Origin of the sequence: Streptomyces tamarix (assembly GCF_032423885.1) — a bacterium.
Lineage (GTDB): Bacteria > Actinomycetota > Actinomycetes > Streptomycetales > Streptomycetaceae > Streptomyces > Streptomyces tamarix.
On sequence record NZ_JAWCTQ010000001.1, the window covers coordinates 1 to 23,888 of the forward strand.

20 protein-coding genes are annotated in these 23,888 nt (G+C 74.0%); 3 read left to right on the top strand and 17 right to left on the bottom strand.

All coding sequences use genetic code 11. The features are described from left to right. Positions 1-171: 171 nt before the first annotated feature. The 3 genes from RND61_RS00005 to RND61_RS00015 all read right to left on the bottom strand — a co-directional run bounded on the left by RND61_RS00005 (position 172) and on the right by RND61_RS00015 (position 4,510). Positions 172-390: an acyl-CoA carboxylase epsilon subunit gene (locus RND61_RS00005; RefSeq protein ID WP_315875480.1), complete on the bottom strand. Its 219-nt coding sequence runs from the start codon at positions 388-390 to the stop codon at positions 172-174. A gap of 12 nt (positions 391-402) precedes the next feature. Beyond that, positions 403-1,986, bottom strand: coding sequence for an acyl-CoA carboxylase subunit beta (locus tag RND61_RS00010; protein ID WP_315875481.1), 1,584 nt, complete (start codon positions 1,984-1,986; stop codon positions 403-405). 184 nt (positions 1,987-2,170) lie between these two features. Beyond that, on the bottom strand, positions 2,171-4,510 hold the full coding sequence (locus tag RND61_RS00015) for a polysaccharide lyase 8 family protein (protein WP_315875482.1): 2,340 nt from the start codon (positions 4,508-4,510) through the stop codon (positions 2,171-2,173). Between the two features lie 152 nt (positions 4,511-4,662). Between RND61_RS00015 and RND61_RS00020 the strand changes: the two genes are divergently transcribed. Next, positions 4,663-5,271, top strand: a complete 609-nt coding sequence (locus tag RND61_RS00020) for a YceI family protein (protein ID WP_315875866.1) — start codon at positions 4,663-4,665, stop codon at positions 5,269-5,271. A 157-nt stretch (positions 5,272-5,428) separates the two neighbouring features. Beyond that, positions 5,429-6,583: an acyltransferase family protein gene (locus tag RND61_RS00025; protein WP_315875483.1), complete on the top strand. Its 1,155-nt coding sequence runs from the start codon at positions 5,429-5,431 to the stop codon at positions 6,581-6,583. Between the two features lie 40 nt (positions 6,584-6,623). On the opposite strand, the gene RND61_RS00030 is transcribed toward RND61_RS00025, so the two are convergent. The 14 genes from RND61_RS00030 to RND61_RS00095 all read right to left on the bottom strand — a co-directional run bounded on the left by RND61_RS00030 (position 6,624) and on the right by RND61_RS00095 (position 22,456). Continuing rightward, positions 6,624-7,982 carry a hypothetical protein gene (locus RND61_RS00030; protein WP_315875484.1) on the bottom strand — a complete coding sequence of 453 codons (1,359 nt, stop codon included), beginning with the start codon at positions 7,980-7,982 and terminating at the stop codon, positions 6,624-6,626. A gap of 47 nt (positions 7,983-8,029) precedes the next feature. Continuing rightward, the gene (gene cimA / locus RND61_RS00035) at positions 8,030-9,637 is read right to left on the bottom strand and encodes a citramalate synthase (protein WP_315875485.1); all 1,608 of its coding nucleotides are present in this window, start codon (positions 9,635-9,637) and stop codon (positions 8,030-8,032) included. Positions 9,638-9,977: 340 nt separating this feature from the next. Then, complete coding sequence (locus tag RND61_RS00040) at positions 9,978-10,526, bottom strand: TetR/AcrR family transcriptional regulator (RefSeq protein ID WP_315875867.1); 549 nt, start codon at positions 10,524-10,526, stop codon at positions 9,978-9,980. 71 nt (positions 10,527-10,597) lie between these two features. Continuing rightward, on the bottom strand, positions 10,598-11,113 hold the full coding sequence (locus RND61_RS00045; RefSeq protein ID WP_315875486.1) for a hypothetical protein: 516 nt from the start codon (positions 11,111-11,113) through the stop codon (positions 10,598-10,600). A 45-nt stretch (positions 11,114-11,158) separates the two neighbouring features. Then, positions 11,159-12,172, bottom strand: coding sequence for an agmatine deiminase family protein (locus RND61_RS00050; RefSeq protein ID WP_315875487.1), 1,014 nt, complete (start codon positions 12,170-12,172; stop codon positions 11,159-11,161). Positions 12,173-12,183: 11 nt separating this feature from the next. After that, the gene (locus RND61_RS00055; RefSeq protein WP_315875488.1) at positions 12,184-13,866 is read right to left on the bottom strand and encodes an urease subunit alpha; all 1,683 of its coding nucleotides are present in this window, start codon (positions 13,864-13,866) and stop codon (positions 12,184-12,186) included. Beyond that, on the bottom strand, positions 13,866-14,591 hold the full coding sequence (gene ureA, locus RND61_RS00060) for an urease subunit gamma (protein WP_315875489.1): 726 nt from the start codon (positions 14,589-14,591) through the stop codon (positions 13,866-13,868). The genes RND61_RS00055 and ureA overlap by 1 nt, the downstream gene beginning before the upstream one ends. Positions 14,592-15,107: 516 nt before the next feature. Then, a complete protein-coding gene (locus RND61_RS00065; RefSeq protein WP_315875490.1) occupies positions 15,108-16,199 on the bottom strand; it encodes a branched-chain amino acid aminotransferase in 1,092 nt (363 codons plus the stop codon). Between the two features lie 261 nt (positions 16,200-16,460). Continuing rightward, the gene (locus RND61_RS00070; protein ID WP_315875491.1) at positions 16,461-17,504 is read right to left on the bottom strand and encodes a 3-isopropylmalate dehydrogenase; all 1,044 of its coding nucleotides are present in this window, start codon (positions 17,502-17,504) and stop codon (positions 16,461-16,463) included. Positions 17,505-17,628: 124 nt separating this feature from the next. Next, a complete protein-coding gene (locus RND61_RS00075; protein ID WP_315875492.1) occupies positions 17,629-17,763 on the bottom strand; it encodes a hypothetical protein in 135 nt (44 codons plus the stop codon). A gap of 227 nt (positions 17,764-17,990) precedes the next feature. After that, positions 17,991-18,539, bottom strand: coding sequence for a GNAT family N-acetyltransferase (locus tag RND61_RS00080; protein ID WP_315875493.1), 549 nt, complete (start codon positions 18,537-18,539; stop codon positions 17,991-17,993). 32 nt (positions 18,540-18,571) lie between these two features. Next, positions 18,572-19,654: a S1 family peptidase gene (locus RND61_RS00085; protein WP_315875494.1), complete on the bottom strand. Its 1,083-nt coding sequence runs from the start codon at positions 19,652-19,654 to the stop codon at positions 18,572-18,574. 185 nt (positions 19,655-19,839) lie between these two features. Beyond that, positions 19,840-21,471, bottom strand: a complete 1,632-nt coding sequence (gene pruA, locus RND61_RS00090) for an L-glutamate gamma-semialdehyde dehydrogenase (protein WP_315875495.1) — start codon at positions 21,469-21,471, stop codon at positions 19,840-19,842. Positions 21,472-21,529: 58 nt separating this feature from the next. Next, positions 21,530-22,456 carry a proline dehydrogenase family protein gene (locus RND61_RS00095; protein WP_315875496.1) on the bottom strand — a complete coding sequence of 309 codons (927 nt, stop codon included), beginning with the start codon at positions 22,454-22,456 and terminating at the stop codon, positions 21,530-21,532. Positions 22,457-22,638: 182 nt separating this feature from the next. Here RND61_RS00095 and RND61_RS00100 point away from each other — a divergent pair, with 182 nt between their 5' ends. Continuing rightward, positions 22,639-23,856, top strand: coding sequence for a PucR family transcriptional regulator (locus tag RND61_RS00100; RefSeq protein ID WP_315875497.1), 1,218 nt, complete (start codon positions 22,639-22,641; stop codon positions 23,854-23,856). Positions 23,857-23,888: the final 32 nt, after the last annotated feature.

The window sequence follows — 23,888 nt, forward strand, 5'->3', positions numbered from 1 at the left end:
ACTGCGGTAGCACGTCCCACGGTTCTCCTCGCGGGGCCCGCCCCACCGGTCGTCGGTGCGGCGGGCCCCCGCCGTTCGTCCGCGGCGGTGCCGTGCGCCCCGCGCCCACGCCGAAGGGCCCCGCACCCGTCACGGGTGCGGGGCCCTTCGGCACGTACGGGCGGCGGGGTGTCAGCCCTGCCAGGAGTGCGGCGCCCGGAAGCCGGACTGCCACTGCGGGCGGCGCCAGCCGACCGTGGTGCGGGCGCGGTGCGACGGGGCGGCCTCCGCCGCGGCGGTGCGGGCGCCCGCGCGGGCCAGGAGGACGGCGGTGAGGGCGGCGAGTTCCTCGGGGGCGGCGTGGCCCTTCTCGACCCGGAGGAGGGAGGCGTCTGCCAGGGGCGTGGTCACGGGTTCTCCTCGTTACTGCGGCGGGTTGCCGTGCTTGCGGGACGGCAGGTCGGCGTGCTTGGTGCGGAGCATGGCGAGGGACCGGATGAGCACCTCGCGGGTCTCGGCCGGGTCGATGACGTCGTCGACCAGGCCGCGCTCCGCGGCGTAGTACGGGTGCATCAGCTCGGCCTTGTACTCCTTGACCATGCGGGCGCGCATGGCCTCGGGGTCCTCGGCGTCGGCGATCTGCCGGCGGAAGATGACGTTGGCGGCGCCCTCGGCGCCCATGACGGCGATCTCGTTGGTCGGCCAGGCGTAGGTGAGGTCGGCACCGATGGACTGGGAGTCCATGACGATGTACGCGCCGCCGTACGCCTTGCGCAGGATCAGCGAGATGCGCGGCACGGTGGCGTTGCAGTACGCGTACAGCAGCTTGGCGCCGTGGCGGATGATGCCGCCGTGCTCCTGGTCGACGCCGGGCAGGAAGCCGGGCACGTCGAGGAACGTGATGATCGGGATGTTGAACGCGTCGCACATCTGGACGAAGCGGGCGGCCTTCTCGGACGCCTCGATGTCCAGGACGCCGGCGAGGGTCTGCGGCTGGTTCGCGACGATGCCGACGACCTGGCCGTCGAGGCGGGCGAGGGCGCAGACGATGTTGCGGGCCCAGCGCTCGTGGACCTCCAGGTAGTCGCCGTCGTCGACGATCTCCTCGATGACCTTGTGCATGTCGTACGGCCGGTTGCCGTCGGCGGGCACGAGGTCCAGCAGGACGTCGCCGCGCCGGTCGGCGGGGTCGTCACTGGGGTGGACCGGCGGGGTCTCGCGGTTGTTCTGCGGGAGCATCGACAGGAGGTAGCGGACCTCGGCGATGCAGGTCTCCTCGTCGTCGTACGCGAAGTGCGCGACGCCGGAGGTCTCGGCGTGGACGTCGGCGCCGCCGAGCCCGTTCTGCGTGATCTCCTCACCGGTGACGGCCTTGACGACGTCGGGGCCGGTGATGAACATCTGCGAGGTGTCGCGGACCATGAAGACGAAGTCCGTGAGGGCGGGGCTGTAGGCCGCGCCGCCGGCGCAGGGGCCGAGCATCACGGAGATCTGTGGGATGACCCCGGACGCCTTGGTGTTGCGCTGGAAGATGCCGCCGTACCCTGCGAGGGCGGAGACGCCCTCCTGGATGCGGGCGCCGGCCCCGTCGTTCAGCGACACGAGCGGGGCGCCGGCCGCGATGGCCATGTCCATGATCTTGTGGATCTTGGTGGCGTGGGCCTCGCCGAGGGCGCCGCCGAAGATCCGGAAGTCGTGCGCGTAGACGAAGACCGTACGGCCGTCGACCGTGCCCCACCCGGTGATGACACCGTCGGTGTAGGGCTTCTTGGCCTCCAGGCCGAATCCGGTCGCCCGGTGCCGGCGCAACTGCTCGACCTCCCGGAACGACCCCTCGTCCAGCAGGAGTTCGATGCGCTCGCGGGCGGTCAGCTTGCCCTTGGCGTGCTGCGCCTCGGTGGCGCGCTCACTCGGGCCGCGCCGGGCCTCCTCGCGCAGGGCGAGCAGCTCGGCCACCCGTCCGCGGGCGTCGGCGGGCTCTCCCTGGGTTTCGTCCACAACGGTCATGTACTGACCCTACGGAGCCGACCGAGCAAATCCCGCCGTTGACTCCGTACAGTCTCCGGACTGTTCTGCTGTGCGCCCTGAACAGAACCGGGTCGGGGGGCAGGCGAAGTACCAGCATTCGGCCCTGTCGTCTTGTGGGTTTCCCACAACGCCCTGGCGGTGGTACGGGCTGGGGGCCGTCGGATCAGGCGAGGAGCGCCTCGCAGCGGTGCGCGGCGCAGGCGGTGCCGGGGGCGATCCGCAGCCGTAGGGCGGGCCCGGTGGAGAGTACCCGGACGGACGGGTCGTGCGTGAGGACCCGGCGGACCGGGCGGTGCCAGGTGATCTCCAGGGGGCGGCCGGTGCGGGGCGGCTCGCCGACGTGGAGGGTGGCGGTGCGGCCGTGCCGCCGCACGAGGACGGCGGCCGGGGCGGTGGCGGTGAGGGGGCCGATGGTGCCGGGCCGCCAGAAGGTGGCGAAGGTGAGGCCCAGGGCGCGGACGCGGACGGCCTGGCGGGCGGCGGTGTTGTCGAGGACCTCCAGCCAGTGCGGGTCGGCGGCGCGGGCGGCGACGGCGCGGCGGGTGGCGCCGGGCATCACCAGATAGGCGTACACCGTGTCGGCGGGGTCGGTGCCGTGGTCGAGCCAGAGGGTCTGGTAGCGGCGGGTGCGGCGCTCGGCGCTGGAGGCGGTGTTGATGTCGCGCCAGGCGCCGGCGCGGTCCTCGCGCAGGGTGCGCAGGCGGGCGGGTCCGGGGGGCAGGACCCAGCCGCCGTGGCCTTCGAGGTGGGCCCAGCCGGGGCCGGTGGTGAACCGGGCGTCGCCGGCCTCGCCGAGGTTGCGGTTGTCGACGACGGTCTCGACGGGGACGCCGTCGGCGCAGGTGATGCCCGCGCCGAGGCAGATGACGGCGTCGGCGGCGCAGAACCAGGACTTGCGGGCCTCCAGGGTGGAGCCGAGGCCGCGCAGGTGCTGGCCGATCGCGGCGTACTCGCCGTCCGTCACCCCTCCGACCCAGCGGACGTCCGGCCGGGGGGCGCCCCATTCGCCGCCTTCCCGGTCGCGCAGGCGCCGGGTGGAGACGGTGGTGCCGGGAAGCCGGTAGGGGTCGACGGTGGGCCAGAACCAGTCGGTGTACTGGCCGTCGCCGGCGGTGCCGGGGCCGGGCCCCCACCAGGAGAGCATGCCGGCCCCGGTGTGCCAGCCGCGCGGGTTCTCGCCGTTGCCGCACTCGTAGTGGGCGATGCGGTCGGAGGCCATGGCGACGCAGGCGGCCCAGCCGGGGCGGCGGTGGACGGCCCGGTCCATGGCGGCGAACAGGGTGTGGCCGGTGGGTTCGGGGGCGGCGGGCACGGGCGAGGCGGCGACGGCGTGGAGCCGGGCGAGGTCCGCGACGCCGAAGCGCGGGGCGGTCAGGACGGGGCTGACCGTGTCGCGCGCGATCCAGCCCTTGACGAGGGAGTGCCAGCGCTCGCGTCGGGCGGGGGCGGCGCCGTCCGCGAGGAGGGCGATCGCGGCGATGACGCCGTGGCCGTGGTAGTGGTCGCCGCGCAGGACGCCGGGGTCGCCGCGCAGGACGCCGCGGCTGACGGCGCGGCCGTTGACGGCGTCCATCATCAGGCCGTTGCGCAGGAGGGGGGCGTACGCGCGCTCGACGGCGTCGAGGACGGTGTGCCGGGCCGGGTCGGTGACCTCCCAGGGGGAGCCGGCGAGGAGCGCGAAGAGGCGGGCGAGGCCGTCGAGGAGGACCTGGCCGTACGTGCCGGTGTACGGGACCGTGCCGTGCTGGACGAAGCTGCCGTCCTCGTACAGCCCGTCGCCACGGGTCACGTGCGGGAAGACGGGTGACAGCGCGTCGCGGGCGAGGGCCAGCCTGTCGGGGCGGCGGCCGAGGACGCCGCGCAGGGCGACGGAGCGGCACAGGTCGACGCGGTTGGCGCCGGTGGAGGTGCCGGAGTAGTCGAGGAGGGCGGTGTCCGGGACGAAGTGGTCGACGGCGGCGCACGCGGCTTCGGTGTGACCGGGTGTCAGGTGGTCGTGGAGGGCGGCGACCGTGTCGAGGAGGAGGTGGGGGACGCCGATCTGCCATTCCCACCAGTTGCCGTAGGGGGTGGTGGCGGGGTGGTAGACGCGGGCGGCGAGGTGGTCGAGGCCGGTGTGGACGGCGTCGAGGAGGGCGGGGTCGCCGGTGCGGCCGGTGCCGGGTTGGACGTACGCCTGGGCCATGGTCCAGAGGCGGCGGTACGAGCGGGTGATGCCGGCGGGCGGGTCGAAGGGGTCGGCGGGCCAGAGGGAGCCGGCGGCGGGGGCCATGGTGGCCCGGTGGCGGGCGGCGAGGGCGCCGGTCGCGGCGAGGCGGGTGGCGTAGGGCTCGGCGGCGGGGTCGTAGCCGGTGCCGAGCTGGAGGGTGAGCCAGCGGAGGCGGAGGGCGTCGCAGGCGAGGGTCCGGGGGTCGCCGCCGGCGGCGGCGAGGGCGGGGACCGGGAGGGCGGTGGCGGCCGCGGTGGCGGCGGCGAGGAAGGCGCGGCGGGAGCGGGCGGGCACGGTCGGATTGTGGCGGCGAGGGGGCGCGGGGAGGGCGAGCCACGCGGAGGGGGACGCCCCGGAAGAAGTTGTTGAAGATTGAACGGAATAGGGCTATGGTCGAGATAGTTCAATCTTCAACGAACGCACGAATCTTCTCGAAGGAGCACGTCATGGGCCTGTTCAACCGCAACACCGGTACGCGGACCGCCACCCCCACCGCCCCGGCCGTCGACCCGTCGCTGGCCGCGCTGACCGGCACGTACACGATCGACGCCGCGCACAGCACGATCGGCTTCACCGCGCGCCACGCGATGGTCACGAACGTCCGCGGCGCCTTCACCGACTACGACGGCACCCTGGTCCTCGACGGCGCGGACCCGTCGGCCTCCTCCGCCTCGCTCGACATCCGGATGGCCTCCGTCGACACCGGCAGCGCCGACCGCGACGGGCACCTGCGCGGCGCCGACTTCTTCGACGCCGAGCAGTTCCCGGAGATGACGTTCCGTTCCACCTCCGCGGAGGCGCTGGGCGGCACGGACTACCGCGTCACCGGCGACCTGACGATCAAGGGCGTGACCCGCCCGGTCGCCATCGGCCTGGAGTTCAACGGCGCCGCGAAGGACCCGTTCGGCAACGAGCGCGTCGGCTTCGAGGGCAAGGCCGAGATCCTGCGCTCCGACTGGGGCCTGACCTGGAACGCGGCGCTGGAGACGGGGGGCGTGCTGGTCAGCGACAAGATCAAGCTGACGTTCGAGATCTCCGCGATCCGCACGGCGTGACCCCCGCCCGCTTCTCCGGGCTCCCCCACACAGCGCCCGCCCACCGCCGACCGGCGGCCGGGGCGGGCGCTGGGCGTCGTGCGGCCCCGCCGCCCGTCCCCGCCCCGCGACCGGGCCCCCGCCGCCCCGCCCCGGAGCCCTCACCGATAATCGCGGGATGCGACGCACCGCCCACCCCGGCCGTCGGCCCGCCACGGACCTGTCCGGCCGGGACCGCCTCCCCTCCCTGACCGGTCTGCGCTTCTGGGCCGCCCTCGTGGTGGTCCTGTACCACCTGTCCCGCCAGGCCGGTGAGATCCCCGGGATCAGCGAGGTCACGTGGTACGGCCGCAGTGGCGTGACGTTCTTCTTCGTCCTGTCCGGGTTCGTCCTGGCGTGGACGTACGACGGGCAGCGCGTGCCGGCCACGGTCTTCCTGTGGCGGCGGTTCGCCCGGATCTGGCCGCTGCTCGCCGTGACGACGGCGCTGTCCGTGGCGGCGTACGCCGCGCTGGGGACGGATGTGGCCCCGCGGGCCGTCGCCGCGACACTGCTCCTCGTCAACGCCTGGCTGCCCGACTCCGACCTGCTGCGGGGCGGCAACCCGGCCGCCTGGTCGCTGAGCGACGAGGCGTGGTTCTACCTGCTGTTCCCGCTGCTGACGGCGCTGCCGTGGACGCGGTCGGCGCGCGGGCGCCTGGCCGTCGCGGTCGCAGCGTGCGCGGGCGTACTGGCCGTGTGGCTCTGCGGGGCGGTGATCGCCGATCCGGTCGTACGGTCGTGGGCGCTCGGGTACTTCCCGATCACCCGCACCCTGCAGTTCCTCCTCGGCGTCGCGGCCGGGCTCGCCGTGGCGCGCGGCTGGCGGCCGCCGGTCTCCCCGGGCGCGGCCGTCGCGCTGGTCGCCGTCTGGCACCTGGCGCTGGTCCCCTGGTCGCGGGCGGTGCCGGACGCTCTTTGGTACAGCCCGTACCAGGCGTCGCAGTTGCTCTCCGCCCCCCTCTTCGCCCTCCTGGTCGCCGCCGCCGCGCACGCGGACCGGGAAGGGCGCCGAACCGGTCTGGGCGGGCGGTGGGCGATTCGGCTGGGGCACTGGTCGTTCGCCTGGTACCTGGTCCACGAGATCGTGATCCGCGTGTGGGTCGGCGTGCACGGGCGCCCGGAGGGCCTGGTGGCCACGGCCCTCCTCTGGCTCCTGGTGATCGCCGTGAGTCTGGCGCTGGCGGCCGCCGCGTACCACTGCGTGGAGCACCCCCTGGAACGCCGCCTGCGCAGGGCGGGCCCGCAGCCCCGGGCCTCCGGGGAGCGGGCTCCCCGCGTCCCCGTCGCCTGACGGCGTCCCCCTCTCCGGCCGTGCCGCGGGCGGGGAGGGGTCAGAACCCGCCGCCGAAGTCGCCGCCTCCCCCGCCGCCGCCGAATCCGCCTCCCCCGCCGAAGTCGCCGCCGAAGTCGCCGCCGAAGTCCGAGGCGTCGTAGTCGCCGCCGGAGAAGTCGCCGCCTGCGAAGGAGTCGTAGCCCTCGCCGCCATACTCGCCCGCGTACGCGGGGGTCGCGAGGGTGCTGCCGAGCATCGTGCCGATCAGGAGGCCGGGCAGGAGCGCGCCGCCGTAGTAGCCGCCCGCCCAGGGGCCGTACACCGGTCCCGCCTCCCAGTACGGGCGGGGACCCCACTCGGTGGTGACCTGGCGGGCCGCCGGGTCCTGGCCCGCCCGGACGCGGGCCTCGTCCGCCGCGCAGACCGGTACGTCGCGGGGGGTGCCGCCGTGCGGGGTCCAGGGGACGTCCGCCACCGAGGGACCGTGGCGGGGGTCGAAGAAGCAGGGTGCCCGCCGCTCGGGAAGCGGGCGGCCCTCGCGGCGGGCGGTGAGGACGGCCAGCGCGTGGCGGCCGTCCGCGAGGGCCTCGGTCACGCCCCGGACGTCGTGGGGGTGGCGGGCCCCGGCCATGAGCTGCTTCGCCTCGTCGTACGCGTCCAGGGCGCGTTCGTAGTCGCGGCGCATCGCGTCGTCGGCGGCCGGGTCCGCCGGGTGGAAGTCCAGGCGGTCCAGTTCCTCGCCGTACGCGGTGATGTCCTCGTCGACGACGACGCGGAGCTTCTCCAGGGCCTCGCGCTCCTCGGACCGGCTGCGGTTGCGGCTGCGGACGGTCATCAGCGACACGCCCGCCGCCGTCGCCGCGAGCAGTACGCCGATGGTCACCAGACCGCCGACCGGCGCGCCGTCGGTCGGCACGCCCGCCCAGGAGGACGGCGCCGAGCCGCGCGTCTGCGGCAGGGCCTGGTCGACGAAGGCGTTCAGCTCCGTCGCCGCGTCCACGCCGGGCTGGCGGACCGCCGACACGAGGTTGTCCACCGCCCGGGGGGAGAGCACCGCCCGGTCGGCACCCGCGTCGAAGGCGTCGCCCAGGCGGACGGCGTACACGCCGGTCATGCCTGTGAGGGTGCGCAGGTCGCGCAGGAGGGTCTCCTCCGGGAACGCGTCCGTGTCCGGCAGGACGGCCACCATCAGGGGCTTGTCCGCGTCGAGGATCTTGCGCTCCAGCGCCTCGGCCTCGGGCGGCGGCAGTTCGCCGGCCGCCGCCGGGTGCACGTAGACGGGGCCCTGCCGGAGCGCGGCGGCGGCCTCCCGCACCCCGTCCGACGCCTTGCCGGCCGCAGCGGGGGCCAGGGCCAGGAGGAGCAGGAGCACCAGGCCCGCCACGGCCGACACGAGGGAGAGGGGGTTTCTCCTCATACCATCGAAGCTACCCCATATGGGGGGATTTGAGCCCTCCGGTGGCGCTACTTCTCCGTCGGCTCCACGCCCGCCCTCAGCAGGCCGTACGTGTACGCGTCCACCAGCGCCTGCCACGACGCCGCGATCACGTTCTCGCCGACGCCGACCGTCGACCACTCGGCGTCGCCGTCGCTGGTCGTGATCAGGACGCGGGTCGTGGACTCGGTGCCGTGGCGGCCCTCCAGGATGCGCACCTTGTAGTCGACCAGCTCGAACTTGGCCATCTGCGGGTGGATCCGCTCCAGGGCCGCCAGCAGCGCCCGGTCCAGGGCGTTCACCGGACCGTTGCCCTCCGCCGTGGCGACGATGCGCTCGCCGGCCGCCCACACCTTCACCGTCGCCTCGTTGGCGTGGGTGCCGTCGGGGCGGTCCTCGACGATGGCCCGCCATGACTCCGTGCGGAAGAAGCGCAGGGGGCGGCCCTCGACCTCCTCGCGGAGAAGGAGCTCGAACGACGCGTCCGCCGCCTCGTACGTGTAGCCGCGCAGCTCCCGGTCCTTGACGCGGTCGACGACGCGGCCGACCAGCTCGCGGTCGTCGCCCAGGTCGATGCCCAGTTCCTTGCCCTTGAGCTCGACCGACGCGCGGCCGGCCATGTCGGAGACCAGCATGCGCATCGTGTTGCCGACGCGCTCGGGGTCGATGTGCTGGTACAGGTCCGGGTCGACCTTGATCGCGGAGGCGTGGAGGCCCGCCTTGTGGGCGAAGGCGGAGACGCCGACGTACGGCTGGTGGGTGGAGGGGGTGAGGTTGACGACCTCCGCGATGGCGTGGGAGATCCGCGTCATCTCCGCCAGGGAGCCCTCGGGCAGGACGCGGCGGCCGTACTTCAGCTCCAGGGCCGCGACCACGGGGAAGAGGTTCGCGTTGCCGACGCGCTCGCCGTAGCCGTTGGCGGTGCACTGGACGTGGGTGGCGCCGCCGTCGACGGCCGCGAGGGTGTTGGCGACGGCGCAGCCGGTGTCGTCCTGGGCGTGGATGCCGAGGCGGGCGCCGGTGTCGGCGAGGACGGCGGCGACGACGTCCCGCACCTGCGGCGGGAGCATGCCGCCGTTGGTGTCGCACAGGACGACCACGTCGGCGCCCGCCTCGTGGGCGGCGCGGACGACGGCCTTGGCGTACTCGGGGTTCGCCCGGTAGCCGTCGAAGAAGTGCTCGCAGTCGACGAAGACGCGGCGGCCCTGCTCGCGCAGGTGGGCGACGGTGTCGCGGATCATGGCGAGGTTCTCGTCGAGCGTGGTGCGCAGCGCCAGCTCGACGTGGCGGTCGTGGGACTTGGCGACCAGCGTGATCACCGGGGCGCCGGAGTCGAGGAGCGCCTTGACCTGCGGGTCCTCGGCGGCCTGGATGCCGGCGCGGCGGGTGGCGCCGAAGGCGACGAGCTGGGCGTGCTTGAAGTCGATCTCGGCGAGCGCGCGGGCGAAGAACTCCGTGTCGCGCGGGTTGGCGCCGGGCCAGCCGCCCTCGATGAAGCCCACACCGAAGTCGTCCAGGTGCCGGGCGATGGTCAGCTTGTCGGCGACGGTGAGGTTGATGCCCTCGCGCTGGGCGCCGTCGCGCAGTGTCGTGTCGAAGACGTGGAAGCCGTCGTCGACGGGCTGATCCGTGGTCATGGCTGTCCTGCTCCTGTCGGATGTGGCTCCGGTGGGGTTCCCGCCCGCGCCGGCCCGCGGGGCGGGGCCCGGACGGGGGAATGGCCGGTTCCGCCCGCCCCATTGTCGCGCGCTCGCCGCGGGCCCTCGGGTGGGGCCCGGAAAACGAAAAGACCCCTCGCGGGTGCGAGAGGTCTGCGCGCGGGTCTGGGACACGGTGTCCGCCGCCGCGACGGGGTTGCCGTCGGGCTCAGCGGTCACTGCGGACCGGCGCGCCGCTGCCGATAATCATCGGGTTCGCGAGCACGGGGGCAGTGTGCCACAGGAGGGCCGCTTCCTGGGCAGGGGTCTCACGATGCGGTCAAGCCCTCCGGAGCAGCGTCTCCTCGATGTGCTCGCGCACGTGGGCGAGCACCTGGTCGCGGCCGGTGCCCGGGATGCCCACGGCGACGTGGACGCTGAACCCGTCGAGCAGGGCGCGCAGCCGGGCCGCGTACCGGTCGGGGTCGACCCGGCGCAGTTCGCCGCGCGAGATGCCCTCGGCGATGAGCGCGACGAGATCGCGGTGCCAGGCCCCCTCGATGGCCGCCTGCCGGTCGCGCGCCGAGGCGTCGGCGCCCTGCGAGCGGTTCCACACCTCCAGCCAGAGCGTCCAGTGCGGGTCGCGGGGCCCGCCGGGGACGTACAGCTCGACGTACGCGGTGAGGCGGCCGGCGACCGGGAGGTCCTGCCGCGACAGCAGGGCGCTGCGCTGCGCGCCGAGGCGGCCCTCGCTCCACTCCAGGGTCCGCAGGAGCAGCTCGTCCTTGGTGCGGAAGTAGTAGAGGAGGTGGCCGCTGCTCATGCCGACCTCCCGGCCGAGCCCGGCCATGGTGAGGCCCTCCAGCCCCCGCTCGGCGATGGTCGCCATGGCGGCGGCGAGCACCTCCTCACGGGGCGGCGCGGTGTTGCGGCGCCGGGCGGCGCGGGCTTTGACGTCGTTCACCCGTCCGTTGTACCCGATCTCCAGCCGGCCCCGGCCATCCGCTCCCGGAGCGCGGCGACCGCGCCGGGGGCCGGCGGGCGGCCGGCCAGGGCGGTCGTGTCGGCGCTCAGGACCTCCAGGACGACGGCGGCCACCTGGTCGGCGGGCAGGACGCCGGAGAGCAGGGCGAGCAGCGCCGGGCCGTCCTCGTCGTCCCAGCCGTCGGCGACCACCTCGCGCAGGGCCACCACCGTGTCGACGGCGGCGGGCGGCAGTTCGGTCCAGCCGCGGACCCGCCGGATCTCCTCGGCCACCTCGTCCATGAACCAGCGCATCACCGCGTGGGGCACGTGGTGGTCCCCGGCGGGTGCGGCGAGGCAGAACGACGGCTCCCGCGCCGGGTCCTCGTCGGGGACGATCGCGGTGATCAGGCAGCGGGTGTCGCGGTGGTCGAGTTCGAGGTGCCAGGCGTCCTCGGACAGGACGTAGATGCGGGTGATCCGGTGGTCGGGGTGCGGCGTGGGGTCGGCCATGGGCGCAGGGTGTCAGCCGCGCCCATGGCGTGACCAGCGGTTTTCTCAGACCTTCGGCTGCTGTTGGGTGATGCAGTGGATGCCGCCGCCGTTCGCGAAGACGGGGCGGGCGTCGACGAGGGTGACCGTGCGGTCGGGGAAGAGGCGGCGGAAGACGCCGGCCGCGAGTTCGTCGCGGGGGTCGTCGAAGGCGCACAGGACGATGCCGCCGTTGCAGAGGTAGTGGTTGATGTACGAGTAGTCGACCCACTCGCCGTCCTCCTGGAGGACGGTGGGCGCCGGGACCTCGACGACCTCCAGGGCGCGCCCGCGGGCGTCGGTCTGGGAGCGGAGGAGGGCGGCGTTCTCCTTGCACGGCTCGTGGTCGGGGTGGGCCGGATCGGGCTGGGTGTGGACGACGACGACGCCGGGACGGGCGAAGGCGGCGACGATGTCGACGTGGCCGCGCGTGCCGTACGTGCCGTAGTCGGCGGTCAGCCCGCGGGGCAGCCAGATCGCCTTGGTGGTGCCGAGCCTCGCGTGGACCTCCGCCTCGACCTGGGCGCGGGTCCAGCCGGGGTTGCGTTCGGGGCCGAGCTGGACCGTGTCGGTGAGGAGGACCGTGCCCTCGCCGTCGACGTGGATCGCGCCGCCCTCGTTGACGAGGGGGCTGCTCTGCACGGGCGCCCCGGCGAGGTCCGCGACGTGGCGGGCGATCTTCGCGTCGTGCTCCCAGCGGGCCCAGTCGGCGGCGCCCCACCCGTTGAACACCCAGTCGACGGCGGCGAGCCGGGTGCCGTCGGTGACGAACGTCGGGCCGATGTCCCGCATCCAGGCGTCGTCCAGGTCCCGCTCCACCAGGTCGACGCCGTCGCCGAGGAGGGCGCGGGCCGAACCGGCGTCGCCGGGGGCCACCACCATGGTCACCGGTTCGAAGCGGCGCACGGCGCGGGCGACGTCCGCCCATGCCGTCCGGGCCGCGGCCAGTTCCTCCGGGGTGGCGAAGGTGGGGTTGGCGGTGGGCCACGCCATCCAGGTGCGCTCGTGGGGCGCCCACTCGGCGGGCATGCGGAAGCTCATGGGGGTGGTCCTCAGAGGAAGTAGAGGCGGTTGAGGGACACGGAGTCGGCGGGCTCCGAGCGGACCGGTTCGCCGTCCAGCGTGACCAGGCCCGTGCGGGCGTCCACGGCGACCTCTCCGATGCGGGAGTTGAGGCGCAGGTCGCCGGGGCCGATCCCGCGGGTGCCGCGCACGGCGACGCGCCGGCGGCGGGTGGGCATCAGGTCGGCGCCGAGCTGGGCCGCCGCACCGGAGACGAACGCGACGGAGATGTCCGCGGCCGTCGCGCCGTGCGCGCCGAACTGCGGGCCCAGCACGAGCGGTTCGCACGTGTCGGTGGCGGCGTTCGGGTCGCCCACGACCCCGTACGCGGGGAAGCCGGACTTCAGGACGAGCTGCGGCTTGGCTCCGAAGAACTCGGGCCGCCACAGCACGATGTCGGCGAGCTTGCCGATCTCGATCGAGCCGACCTCGTGGGCGAGGCCGTGGGCGATGGCCGGGTTGATGGTGAGCTTGGCGACGTACCGCAGGACGCGGGCGTTGTCGTCGCCGTCGCCGTCGCCGTCGAGCGGGCCCAGCTCGGCCTTCATCTTGCCGGCCATGGCGAAGGTCCGGCGCACGGTCTCGCCGGCCCTCCCCATGCCCTGCGCGTCCGACGACGTGATGCCGATCGCGCCGAGGTCGTGCAGGACGTCCTCCGCGCCCATCGTCCCGGCCCGGATGCGGTCGCGGGCCATGGCGGCGTCGCCGGGCAGGTCGGTCTTCAGGTCGTGGACGGAGACGATCATCCCGTAGTGCTCGGCGACCGCGTCCCGCCCGAAGGGCAGGGTGGGGTTGGTGGAGGAGCCGATGACGTTGGGGACGCCCGCCATCTTCAGGACGTTGGGGACGTGGCCGCCGCCGCAGCCCTCGATGTGGAAGGCGTGGATCGTCCGGCCTTCCAGGACCTTGAGGGTGTCCTCCACGGACAGGCACTCGTTGAGTCCGTCGCTGTGCAGGGCGACCTGCACGTCGTGCTCCTCGGCGACCCGCAGGGCGGTGTCGAGGGCGCGGGTGTGGGCGCCCATGTCCTCGTGGACCTTGAAGCCGGAGGCGCCACCCTCGGCCAGGGCCTCCACCAGCGGGGCGGCGTCGGACGACGACCCGCGGGCGAGGAAGCCGATGTTGACGGGCCAGGCGTCGAAGGCGCCGAAGGCGTGGCGCAGGGCCCACGGCGAGTTGACGCCGACGCCCCAGACCGGGCCGAACTCCTGGCCGATGATCGTGGTCACGCCGGAGGCCAGCGACGCCTCCATGATGCGGGGCGACAGCAGGTGGACGTGGGTGTCGACGGCGCCGGCGGTGGCGATCAGTCCCTCGCCGGAGACGATGGACGTGCCGGTCCCGACGACGACGTCGACCCCGTCGAGGGTGTCGGGGTTGCCCGCCCGGCCGATGGCGTGGATCCGGCCCTCGCGGATGCCGATCGACACCTTGCGGATGCCCTGCACGGCGTCGATGACCAGGACGTTGCTGATGACGAGGTCGCAGGTCTCGCGGACGGCGGCGGCCTTCAGGTGCAGCCCGTCGCGGGCGGTCTTGCCGAAGCCGGCCAGGAACTCGTCGCCGGGCTCCTGGGAGTCGGACTCGACCCGTACGGTCAGCCCGGAGTCGCCCAGGCGGACGCGGTCGCCGGCGCGGGGGCCGTGCACGGAGGCGTACTCGTAGGGGTCCATCAGGCGTTCTCCTCCACTCCGGTGCCGGGCTCGCGGTCCCGTGCGGGGTCGGCGCCGAGGTAGCCGCAGGCGACCGCCCTGCGCAGGGCCTCCTCCTTCGCGCCGGGCGCGTCCAGCGGCCCGTCGACCAGGCCGGCGAACCCGATCGCGACCCGATCGCCGCCGATGGGGACGAGCCCCACCTCGGCCTCGCCGCCCGGGTCGAACCGCACCGACGAGCCGGCCGGGACGCACAGCCGCATCCCGTACGCCGCCGCGCGGTCGAACCGCAGGCGCGGGTTGGCCTCGAAGAAGTGGAAGTGCGAGGTGACGCTGATCGGCACGGCCGCGGTGTTGCGCACGGTGAGCGTCGTCCGCGCGGCCGGCTCCCGGTAGCCGGGGCCCGGCAGCAGCGCGCCGGGCGCGTCCGGGCCCGCGGAGGGGCCGCCGATCGGGTCGGTGACGACGGCCAGGCGGGAGCCGTCGTCGAAGACCGCCTCCACGTGGACCTCGGTGACCACGTCGGCGACCCCGGGCAGCACGTCGTCCGGGCCGAGGACCGCGCGGGCCGCCGCGACGGCCTCCGCGAGGCGCCGGCCGTCGCGGGCGGCCTCGCAGACGGTGTCGGCGATGAGCGCCGTGGCCTCGGGGACGTTGAGCCGCAGTCCACGGGCGCGGCGGGCCCGGGCGAGCTCGGCGGCCCCGAAGAGCAGCAGCCGGTCGCGTTCGGTGGGGGTCAGGCGCACGTCCCTCGCACCTCCTGGCGTGTACGACAAGGTTTAGAGCACCACTCTAAACGGCTGCCACAAGAAAAGAAAACGGCAGGTTTCGTAGGGACCTTCTGATTGGAGCAGCGCTCTAAGGGTGATCGGAAGCGCCTGCGGTCGCGGAGAGAGGCGGCGCGGGGCGGAGCACTGGGACGGCGCGGGGCATGACGCGAGGGTGACGCGAGGCACGAGGCGGGGCAGCGCAGGGCGGTGCGAGGCGGGAGACGGCGCGGCGCGCGGTGGCGTGAGACGAGGCGCGGGGCGGCGCGGCGCAAGGCCCAGGGGATGGCGAGGCGGGGCGGGGCGCGAGGCGGCGTGAGACGAGACGAGGCGCGGGGCACGGCGAGGCAGGGCGCGAGGTGGCGCGGCGCGTGAGCCGCGAGGCGAGGCGTGCGGATGCGCGTGGGAGCACCCGTGCGGAACGGGGGCGCCCGCCGGGCCCGCGGGCCGCGCGAGGCGGGACGCGGGCCGCGGCGGGCGCGGCTCCCGAGGGGGTCAGGCGACCGGGTGGGTCCAGCCGTGGGTGTCCTCCGCGGCACCCGTCTGGATGTCGAGCAGGGCCTTGCGGAGCTTCAGGGTGACCTCGCCCGGCTGCCCGTCGCCCTGCGTCCACTCGCCGCCGGCGGACTTGACCGTGCCGACCGGCGTGATCACCGCGGCCGTGCCGCAGGCGAAGACCTCCGTGAGGGTGCCGTTCTCCGTGTCGCGGCGCCACTGGTCGGTGGAGACGCGACCCTCCTCCGACTCGTAGCCGAGGTCGTGGGCGACCTGGAGCAGGGAGTCGCGGGTGATGCCCGCCAGGAGGGAGCCGGTCAGCTCAGGGGTGACGATCTTGTTCCCGTACACGAAGTACAGGTTCATGCCGCCCATCTCCTCGACCCACTTGTGCTCCAGCGCGTCGAGCCAGACGACCTGGTCGCAGCCCTTCTCCGCGGCCTCGGCCTGGGCGAGCAGGGACGCGGCGTAGTTGCCGCCGGTCTTGGCGAAGCCCATGCCGCCGGGGACGGCGCGGACGTAGTTCTCCGACAGCCAGACGGAGACCGGCTTGACGCCGCCCGGGAAGTACGCGCCGGCGGGCGACGCGATGACGATGAACAGGTACTCGTTGGCCGGCCGGACGCCCAGCCCGACCTCCGTGGCGATCATGAAGGGCCGCAGGTACAAGGACTCCTCGCCGCCGTGCGGCGGGACCCACTCCACGTCCTGCCGGACCAGCGCGTCGCACGCGGCGACGAACGTCTCGACGGGGAGCTCGGGCATGGCCAGGCGGCGGGCGGAGCGCTGGAAGCGCTCGGCGTTGGCCTCGGGGCGGAACAGCGAGACCGAGCCGTCGGGGCGGCGGTACGCCTTCAGGCCCTCGAAGATCTCCTGCGCGTAGTGCAGGGTCATGTTGGCGGGGTCGAGGGAGAGCGGCGCGTACGGCGTGAGCTGCGCGTCGTGCCATCCCCGGCCCTCCGTCCACTTGATCGTCACCATGTGGTCGGTGAAGTGGCGGCCGAAGCCGGGGCTGGCCAGGATCGCCTCGCGCTGAACGGCGGACAGCGGGTTCGAGGAGGGCTTGAGCTCGATCGTCGTGGGCGTCGTCATGAGTGCTGTGTCCTTCACCGGTGTGTGTGGGTCGGACCGCGCTCACGCCGCCGCTCCAGCCGCTGACGCTGCTGCTGTTAGGACGTCCGAGCAATACCGCATGCCGCGGCCCCGCGTTCGATTATCGCTCGGGGGGTCGTGGCGGGGAAACGGGTGTGGTCGCGGTCCGGGGTTCGATGGTGGCACCCCGCGGCCGCACAGGAGAAGCCGCCGGGCGCTGCTGCGACCCGGCGGCTGTGTCTGGTGGTCCCAGTCGGCGGGTCAGTTCGCTACGCGCACCGCGAGCGCGTCGCCGATCTCGTCCGTGGTGCGCGCGGCGGCGCCGGCCCGTTCGGTGAGGTCGGCGGCGACCGCCTCCTCGACGCGGGCGGCCTCGGTCTCGTACCCGAGGTGGCGGAGGAGCAGCGCGACGGAGAGGACGGTCGCGGTGGGGTCGGCCTTGCCCTGGCCCGCGATGTCGGGTGCGGAACCGTGGACGGGCTCGAACATCGACGGGAACGCGCCCGTCGGGTTGATGTTGCCGGACGCGGCCAGGCCGATGCCGCCGGTCACGGCGGCGGCGAGGTCGGTGAGGATGTCGCCGAAGAGGTTGTCGGTGACGATGACGTCGAAGCGCTCGGGTTGCGTGACGAAGAAGATCGTCGCGGCGTCGACGTGCAGGTAGTCGGTGGTGACCTCGGGGTACTCCTCGCCGACCTTGTCGAAGATCTTCTTCCACATGTGGCCGGCGTGGACGAGGACGTTGTTCTTGTGGACGAGCGTCAGCTTCTTGCGGGGGCGGGCCTTGGCCCGCTCGTACGCGTCGCGGACGACCCGCTCGACGCCGTACGCCGTGTTGACGCTGACCTCCGTGGCGACCTCGGCCGGCGTGCCGGTGCGCAGGCTGCCGCCGTTGCCCGTGTACGGGCCCTCGGTGCCCTCGCGCACGACGACGAAGTCGATGTCGGGGCGGCCCGCGAGCGGGGTCGCGGTCTGCGGGAAGAGCTTCGACGGGCGCAGGTTCACGTAGTGGTCGAAGGCGAAGCGCAGCTTCAGCAGCAGGCCCCGCTCCAGTACGCCGGGCGGCACGGACGGGTCGCCGATCGCGCCGAGGAGGATGGCGTCGTGGCCCTTGAGGGACTCCAGCTCCGCGTCGGGGAGGATCTCCCCCGTGCGGTGCCAGCGCCGGGCGCCGAGGTCGTACTCCCGGGTCTCCAGCTTCACGTCCTGCGGGAGGACCGCGCGAAGGACCTTGAGTCCCTGGGACACGACCTCCTGGCCGATGCCGTCACCGGGGATCACTGCGAGATTGATGCTGCGAGACATGGCGGCACCCTACTCCTCGTCCCATTGCCTGACACGGACCGTCCACCATGCGGACGGGTGGTGCGCCGGACGGCGCCCGGACGGGCGGTGGCGCAGGGGCCGCGCGGCCGTCCGGGCGGGCCGGTCAGTGGCCGGTGGAGCCGCCGTTGTCACGGCGGTCCAGGGCGCGCTGGAGGGCGGCGGCGGCGTTCTTGCGCTCGGTCTCGGTGGGCCGGGTGCCCGTGTGGCGGACGCGGCGGGCGGCGGTGGCAGCGGTCATGGCGGGGCTCCTCTACAGGGCGGATGCTCGGGAGGCGCCGGAAGGGGCGGGGAGCGCTGCCGCAGGGGTGGCCTGCCGGGGGCACCGCGCTCTCGTCCGCCGTTCGCTGATGGAGCGAGACGTTCGGCTCCTACAAAGCTAAGCGAGCGCGCCGCCACTGTCTCCACAATTACTCGGACTTCCTACTATCTGAGACGGCGCACCCGCCGGGGCGCGCCGCGGCGGGGTCACAGCACGTCGCCGTCCCGCCAGTCGAACTGCAGGGGTCCGGCCTCGGGCACGGGCAGCGGCCGTCCGGCGGCGGGGCACAGGAACGTGCAGTCCTCCTCGTCCGCCAGGTGGACCACGCCCCCCGGGCCGTACCCCTCGACGCGGCCGTTCCACAACTGCCAGCCGCGCGAGCGGTAGAGCGACGCGCCCTCGTCGGAGGCGGACAGGGCGCCGAAGTCGTACGCGCCGTCGACGACCTCCTCCAGCGCCGCCATCACACGGGCGCCCAGCCCCTGGCGGCGGCGCTCCGCCCGTACGCCCACGGCCTCGACGTACCCGACGCGGTGGGCGCGCCCGGCGTGGACGACGCGGCGCATGACGACGCTGCCGTGCGCCACGATCCGCCCGTCGTCGTCCTCGACGTAGGCGTGGACGCCGCCGAGGCCGTGCTCCCAGTCCTCCTCGCCCAGGTCGCCGTCGAAGGCGTCCTCCAGCGCGGCGCGGATCGCGGCGAGCACGGCCGGCCTCACCTCGTAGGTGTGGGCGGTATGGAGACGATCGTTCATACCGCCCACTGTGGCACCGCTCCCGTCGCGGCTCAGTACACGTTCACGCCATAGGCGGCGAGGGCCTCGCGCACCGGCTGGTGGATGGCCGAGCCACTGGTGCCCGTGCAGCCGGAGCTGCCGGAGTGGATGCCCAGGGCGACGGAGCCGGCGAAGTGGGCGCCGCCGCTGTCGCCGCCGGCGGAGCACGCCGTCGTGCGGACCATGCCGTAGACGGGGCCGTCGCTGTAGTTGACGGTGACGTTCACGGCGGTGACGGTGCCGCTGGTGACCTTGGTGGTGGAGCCGCTCTTGCGGATGGCCTGGCCGACGACCGCGTCGGCGGCGGAGGAGATGTCCTGGAGGCTTCCGTTGTGGAGGTTGACGCTGCCGGGCGTGTTCGCCGTGTCGGTGTAGCGCACGAGTCCGTAGTCGTTCGTCGGGAAGCTGGTGCCCTCGCGGACGCCGATGGAGGCGCCGCCGGAGGTGGCCGACCAGGTCGAGGAGATGTTGGTGCAGTGCCCGGCGGTCACGAAGTACCGGACGTCGTTCTTGGTGACGTTGAAGGCGGCCGAGCAGCGCGAGCCGCCGCCGTAGACGGCGTCGCCGCCGGCCACCTCGCGCGTGAGGACGCCGGGGACGCGGGTGACGCGCACGGCGCCGTCCAGGGACGCGGCGACCTCGCGGAGGCGGGCCATGTCGCGGGCGGAGACCGACGCGTCGGCCTCGACGGCGATCTGGTTGGTGCGCGGGTCCAGGCCCCAGGAGGTGCCGGGGATCCCGGCCCGCGCCTCCAGGGCGGCCATGGCGGCGTTCAACTGGGCGGCGCCGCGCCGGACGCGCTGGGGGACGGCGCCGGCGGCGCGGACCTTCGCGGCGGCCGCTTCGGTGGTGACGGTGACGACGAGTGCGCCGGTCTCGGCGTCGACGTAGGTGCCGGCGCTGTCGTCGCCGAGGGCCCGCTCGACGGCGGCGTCGAGGGCGTGGAGGGCCGCGGCGTCGGCGGTTCGGGGGGCGTCGGCGGTTCGGGGGGCGAGGGGGGCGTCCGAGGCTCCGGCCGGGGTGGCGCCGAGGCCGAGGGAGGCGGCGACGAGCAGGGCGGACAGGCCGGTGCGCGCACGGGTGGTGCGTCTCATGCCGGGGCTCCTTCGTCGGTGGCGGATGGGGCGTACCGAGGAAGGAATTTGACATGAACGCTTCATTGCCACAAGGGCGCGAACCCGCCGTCCCGTCGCCGGGCGGGCAAAAGGGGCCGCCCCCGTCCGGCGTGGGGGCCGGAGGGGGGCGGCGTCAGGGGCGGCCCTGCGGGCCGGGGCTCGGGTCAGCCCATGTGCGGGTAGCCGTACTCGGTCGGCGGGACCAGCGTCTCCTTGATCGCGCGGGTCAGGGTCCAGCGCGACAGGTTCTGCGGGGCGCCGGCCTTGTCGTTGGTGCCGGAGGCGCGGCCGCCGCCGAAGGGCTGCTGGCCGACGACGGCGCCGGTCGACTTGTCGTTGATGTAGAAGTTGCCCGCGGCGTACCGCAGCTTCTCCATCGCGTGCGCGACGGCGGCGCGGTCCTTGGCGATGACCGAACCGGTCAGCGCGTAGGCGGAGACCGACTCCATCTGGTCGAGCATGGCCTCGTACTGGTCGTCCTCGTACACGTGCACGGCGAGGATCGGGCCGAAGTACTCGTCCCGGAAGACCTCGTTCTCGGGGTCGGAGCACTCGATGACGGTCGGGCGGACGAAGTAGCCGACCGAGTCGTCGTACGTGCCGCCGGCGACGATCGTGCAGGCCGGGTCGGCCGCGGCGCGGTCGATCGCGGCCTTGTTCTTGGCGAACGCGCGCGCGTCGATGACGGCGCCGATGAAGTTCGTCAGGTCGGTGACGTCACCCATCCGGATGCCGTCGACCTCGGCCGCGAACTCCTCCTTGAAGCCGGAGTTCCAGAGGGAGGCCGGGATGTACGCGCGCGAGGTGGCCGAGCACTTCTGGCCCTGGTACTCGAAGGCGCCGCGGGTCAGCGCGGTCTTCAGGACGGCGCGGTCGGCGCTCGGGTGCGCGACGACGAAGTCCTTGCCGCCGGTCTCGCCGACGATCCGCGGGTAGGAGCGGTACTTCTCGATGTTGTTGCCGACGGTCTTCCACAGGTGCTGGAAGGTCTTCGTCGAACCGGTGAAGTGGATGCCGGCGAGCATCGGGTGCTCCAGGGCCACCTCGGAGACGGCGATGCCGTCGCCGGTCACCAGGTTGATGACGCCGGCGGGCAGGCCGGCCTCCTCCAGCAGCTCCATGAGCAGCACGGCGGCGTGGGTCTGCGTGGGGGACGGCTTCCACACGACGACGTTGCCCATGAGGGCGGGGGCGGTCGGCAGGTTGCCGGCGATCGCGGTGAAGTTGAACGGCGTGATCGCGTAGACGAAGCCCTCCAGCGGGCGGTGGTCCAGGCGGTTCCACACGCCGGGCGCGTTCGCCGGGGGCTGCTCGGCGAGCAGGTCACGGGCGTACTTGACGTTGAAGCGCCAGAAGTCGACGAGCTCGCACGGCGTGTCGATCTCCGCCTGCTGGGCGGTCTTCGACTGACCGAGCATGGTGGAGGCGGCCAGCGTCTCGCGCCACGGGCCGGACAGCAGCTCGGCGGCGCGCAGGAAGATCGCGGCACGGTCGTCGAAGGACATCGCGCGCCAGGCGGGGGCGGCGGCCAGGGCGGCGTCGACGGCGTCCTGGGCGTCCTGCTGGGTGGCGGCGGCGAAGGTGCCGATGACGGCCCGGTGGTTGTGCGGCTGGACGACGTCCACCCGCTCGCCGCCGCCCATGCGCTTGACGCCGCCGATGGTCATCGGCAGGTCGATCGGGTTCTCGGCCAGCTCCTTGAGCTTGGCCTCCAGCCGGGTCCGCTCGGCGGAGCCGGGGGCGTAGCCGTGCACCGGCTCGTTGACCGGGGCGGGAACCTGGGTCACAGCGTCCATGGGTCTCGTAACTCCTTGGGTGAGGGGTGTCGGGGGCGGGGCGCCCACGGGCTCCGGATCAGTTCTTGGTGATCATCGAGCGGACGAAGAACAGCAGGTTGGCCGGCTTCTCGGCGAGGCGGCGCATGAAGTAGCCGTACCAGTCGGTCCCGTACGCGGTGTAGACCCGCATCCGGTGGCCCTCGGCGGCCAGCCGGACGTGCTCCTCGCTGCGGATGCCGTACAGCATCTGGAACTCGTACTCGTCCAGTTTGCGCCCGTGGCGGCGCGCGAGCTCCTGCGTGATGGCGATGAGCCGCGGGTCGTGCGAGCCGATCATGGGGTAGCCCTCGCCCGCCATGAGGGTCTTCAGCACGCGGACGTAGGCCCGGTCGATCTCCGCCTTGTCCTGGTGGGCGACGGAGGCGGGCTCCTTGTAGGCGCCCTTCACCAGGCGGACGCGGCTGCCGTTCGCGGCGAGGCGGCGGGCGTCCTCCTCGGTGCGGAAGAGGTACGCCTGGATGACGCAGCCGGTCTGCGGGAAGTCCTTCCGCAGCTCCTCGTGGATGGCGAACATCGAGTCGAGGGTGGTGTGGTCCTCGGCGTCCAGCGTGACGGTGGTGCCGATCGCGGCGGCCGCCTCGACGACGGGCCGGACGTTGGCGAGGGCCAGCTCGTGGCCGCCCTCCAGCGCCTGGCCGAACATCGACAGCTTGACGGACATCTCGGCCTTCTCGCCCAGGCCCAGCGGCTCCAGGTGCCGGATGAGCTCCAGGTAGGCGTCGCGGGCGGCGGTGGCCTGCTCGGGGGTGGTGATGTCCTCGCCGACCACGTCGAGGGTGACTTCGAGGCCCTTGTCCGCGAGGTCCGTGACGATCGGGACGACCTGGTCGACCGTCTCGCCGGGGATGAACCGGTCGACGACCGGCTTGGTCACCGGGGCCGCCGACACAATGCGGCGCATCTTGTCGCTGCGCGAAGCGGCGAGGATCACGGGACCCAGCACGGGGCACCTCCACGAACAGGGGTTGACAACAGGACCGGACGGCCGGAATCCGACATTGCGGAAACGGCACGGAGAACCACCGTGAAACCTAAGGATCTCCCCGGGCGCGGGCCATCGACACCTGTCACGCATCCGTGCCGCGGATCTCAGACAACTGTCTGAAGCGGTGGCAGAATGTCCGGGTGAAGGGCGACTACCAGGAACTGGTCGACGAGGTCTCGGCGCTCCTCGGCGCCCCGGCCACGCTGGAGAACCGGGATTTCGGGCTGATCGCCTTCGGCGCGCACGACAGCGACGACGCCTCCGCGATGGACCCGGTCCGTACGCGGTCGATCCTCACCCGCAGGTCCACGCCCGCCGTGCGGGCCTGGTTCGAGGGGTTCGGCATCGCCCGCGCCACCGGCCCCGTGCGCATCCCCGCCGCGCCGGACGCGGGCGTGTACCGCGACCGCCTCTGCCTCCCCGTACGCCACCGGGGCGTCGTCCTCGGGTACGTGTGGCTGCTGGACACCCCGCCCGGCCCCGCGCCGGAGCGGCTGGACGCGGCCATGGAGGTGACCGCGCGGATCGGGGCGCTGCTCGCCGACGAGGAGCGGGCCGGCGCCGACCTGGCGCGGGAGCTGCGGGCCGCGCTGACCGCGGAGCGGGAGTGGCAGTACGACCTGGCGCTGGCCGCGCTGCGCTCGGCGCTGGGCCCGGGCGCGGACGGGCTGCACGCCCTCGTGTGCGTCGCCCCGTGGCCGGGCGGCGACAGCCCTTCGGTCCGCACGGCCCCGGGCGCGGCGGCCCTGTGCACGGCGCCGTGGCCGGACACGGGCGCGGCGGGGCCGGGCTCGCCGTCGCCGGGTGCGTCGGGGCCGGACGCGGCGGGGCCGGGCGGCAGGGTCCTGGGCGCCCTGGTCCGCCTCCGCTCCGCCGAGGCCCTCTCCCCCGCGCTGACGGCCGGCGCCCGGCTGTGCGACGCGGCGGGGCCGGGCGCCGTCGCCGGGGTGGCCGCGCCGCGGCGCGGCCTGGCGGAGCTGGGCGCGGCCTGGGCACAGGCCGCGTCGGCGGCGCGCGCGGCGCTGGCCGAGCCGCACCTGGGGCCGGTCGCGCCCTGGACCTCCATCGGCCCGTACCGGCTGCTCACCGCCCTGCCCGCGGGGGCCGCGCGGGACCCGGCGGTACGGCCGCTGCTGGGCGGCGCGCACACCGAGCTGGTCCGCACCGCCGAGGTGTTCCTCGACCACGCGGGGCAGGCCGGCCGCACCGCCGCGGCGCTGGGCATCCACCGGCAGACCCTGTACTACCGCCTCTCCCGGGTCGAGCAGCTCACCGGCCTGGACCTCGACAGCGGCGAGGACCGGCTGCTGCTGCACATGGCGCTGAAGGCCCACCGCCTGCGCGGCGGGGCCGGGTGAGCGGCGCACGCCCCAGTTATTGAAAATAATAA

Coding starts and splice junctions, on each gene's coding strand:
- RND61_RS00010 (WP_315875481.1), bottom strand. CDS start 1,986: ATGACCGTTGTGGACGAAACCCAGGGAGAGCCCGCCGACGCCCGCGGA.
- RND61_RS00020 (WP_315875866.1), top strand. CDS start 4,663: ATGGGCCTGTTCAACCGCAACACCGGTACGCGGACCGCCACCCCCACC.
- RND61_RS00025 (WP_315875483.1), top strand. CDS start 5,429: ATGCGACGCACCGCCCACCCCGGCCGTCGGCCCGCCACGGACCTGTCC.
- RND61_RS00030 (WP_315875484.1), bottom strand. CDS start 7,982: ATGAGGAGAAACCCCCTCTCCCTCGTGTCGGCCGTGGCGGGCCTGGTG.
- cimA (WP_315875485.1), bottom strand. CDS start 9,637: ATGACCACGGATCAGCCCGTCGACGACGGCTTCCACGTCTTCGACACG.
- RND61_RS00040 (WP_315875867.1), bottom strand. CDS start 10,526: ATGGCGACCATCGCCGAGCGGGGGCTGGAGGGCCTCACCATGGCCGGG.
- RND61_RS00045 (WP_315875486.1), bottom strand. CDS start 11,113: ATGGCCGACCCCACGCCGCACCCCGACCACCGGATCACCCGCATCTAC.
- RND61_RS00050 (WP_315875487.1), bottom strand. CDS start 12,172: ATGAGCTTCCGCATGCCCGCCGAGTGGGCGCCCCACGAGCGCACCTGG.
- RND61_RS00055 (WP_315875488.1), bottom strand. CDS start 13,866: ATGGACCCCTACGAGTACGCCTCCGTGCACGGCCCCCGCGCCGGCGAC.
- RND61_RS00065 (WP_315875490.1), bottom strand. CDS start 16,199: ATGACGACGCCCACGACGATCGAGCTCAAGCCCTCCTCGAACCCGCTG.
- RND61_RS00070 (WP_315875491.1), bottom strand. CDS start 17,504: ATGTCTCGCAGCATCAATCTCGCAGTGATCCCCGGTGACGGCATCGGC.
- RND61_RS00075 (WP_315875492.1), bottom strand. CDS start 17,763: ATGACCGCTGCCACCGCCGCCCGCCGCGTCCGCCACACGGGCACCCGG.
- RND61_RS00080 (WP_315875493.1), bottom strand. CDS start 18,539: ATGAACGATCGTCTCCATACCGCCCACACCTACGAGGTGAGGCCGGCC.
- RND61_RS00085 (WP_315875494.1), bottom strand. CDS start 19,654: ATGAGACGCACCACCCGTGCGCGCACCGGCCTGTCCGCCCTGCTCGTC.
- pruA (WP_315875495.1), bottom strand. CDS start 21,471: ATGGACGCTGTGACCCAGGTTCCCGCCCCGGTCAACGAGCCGGTGCAC.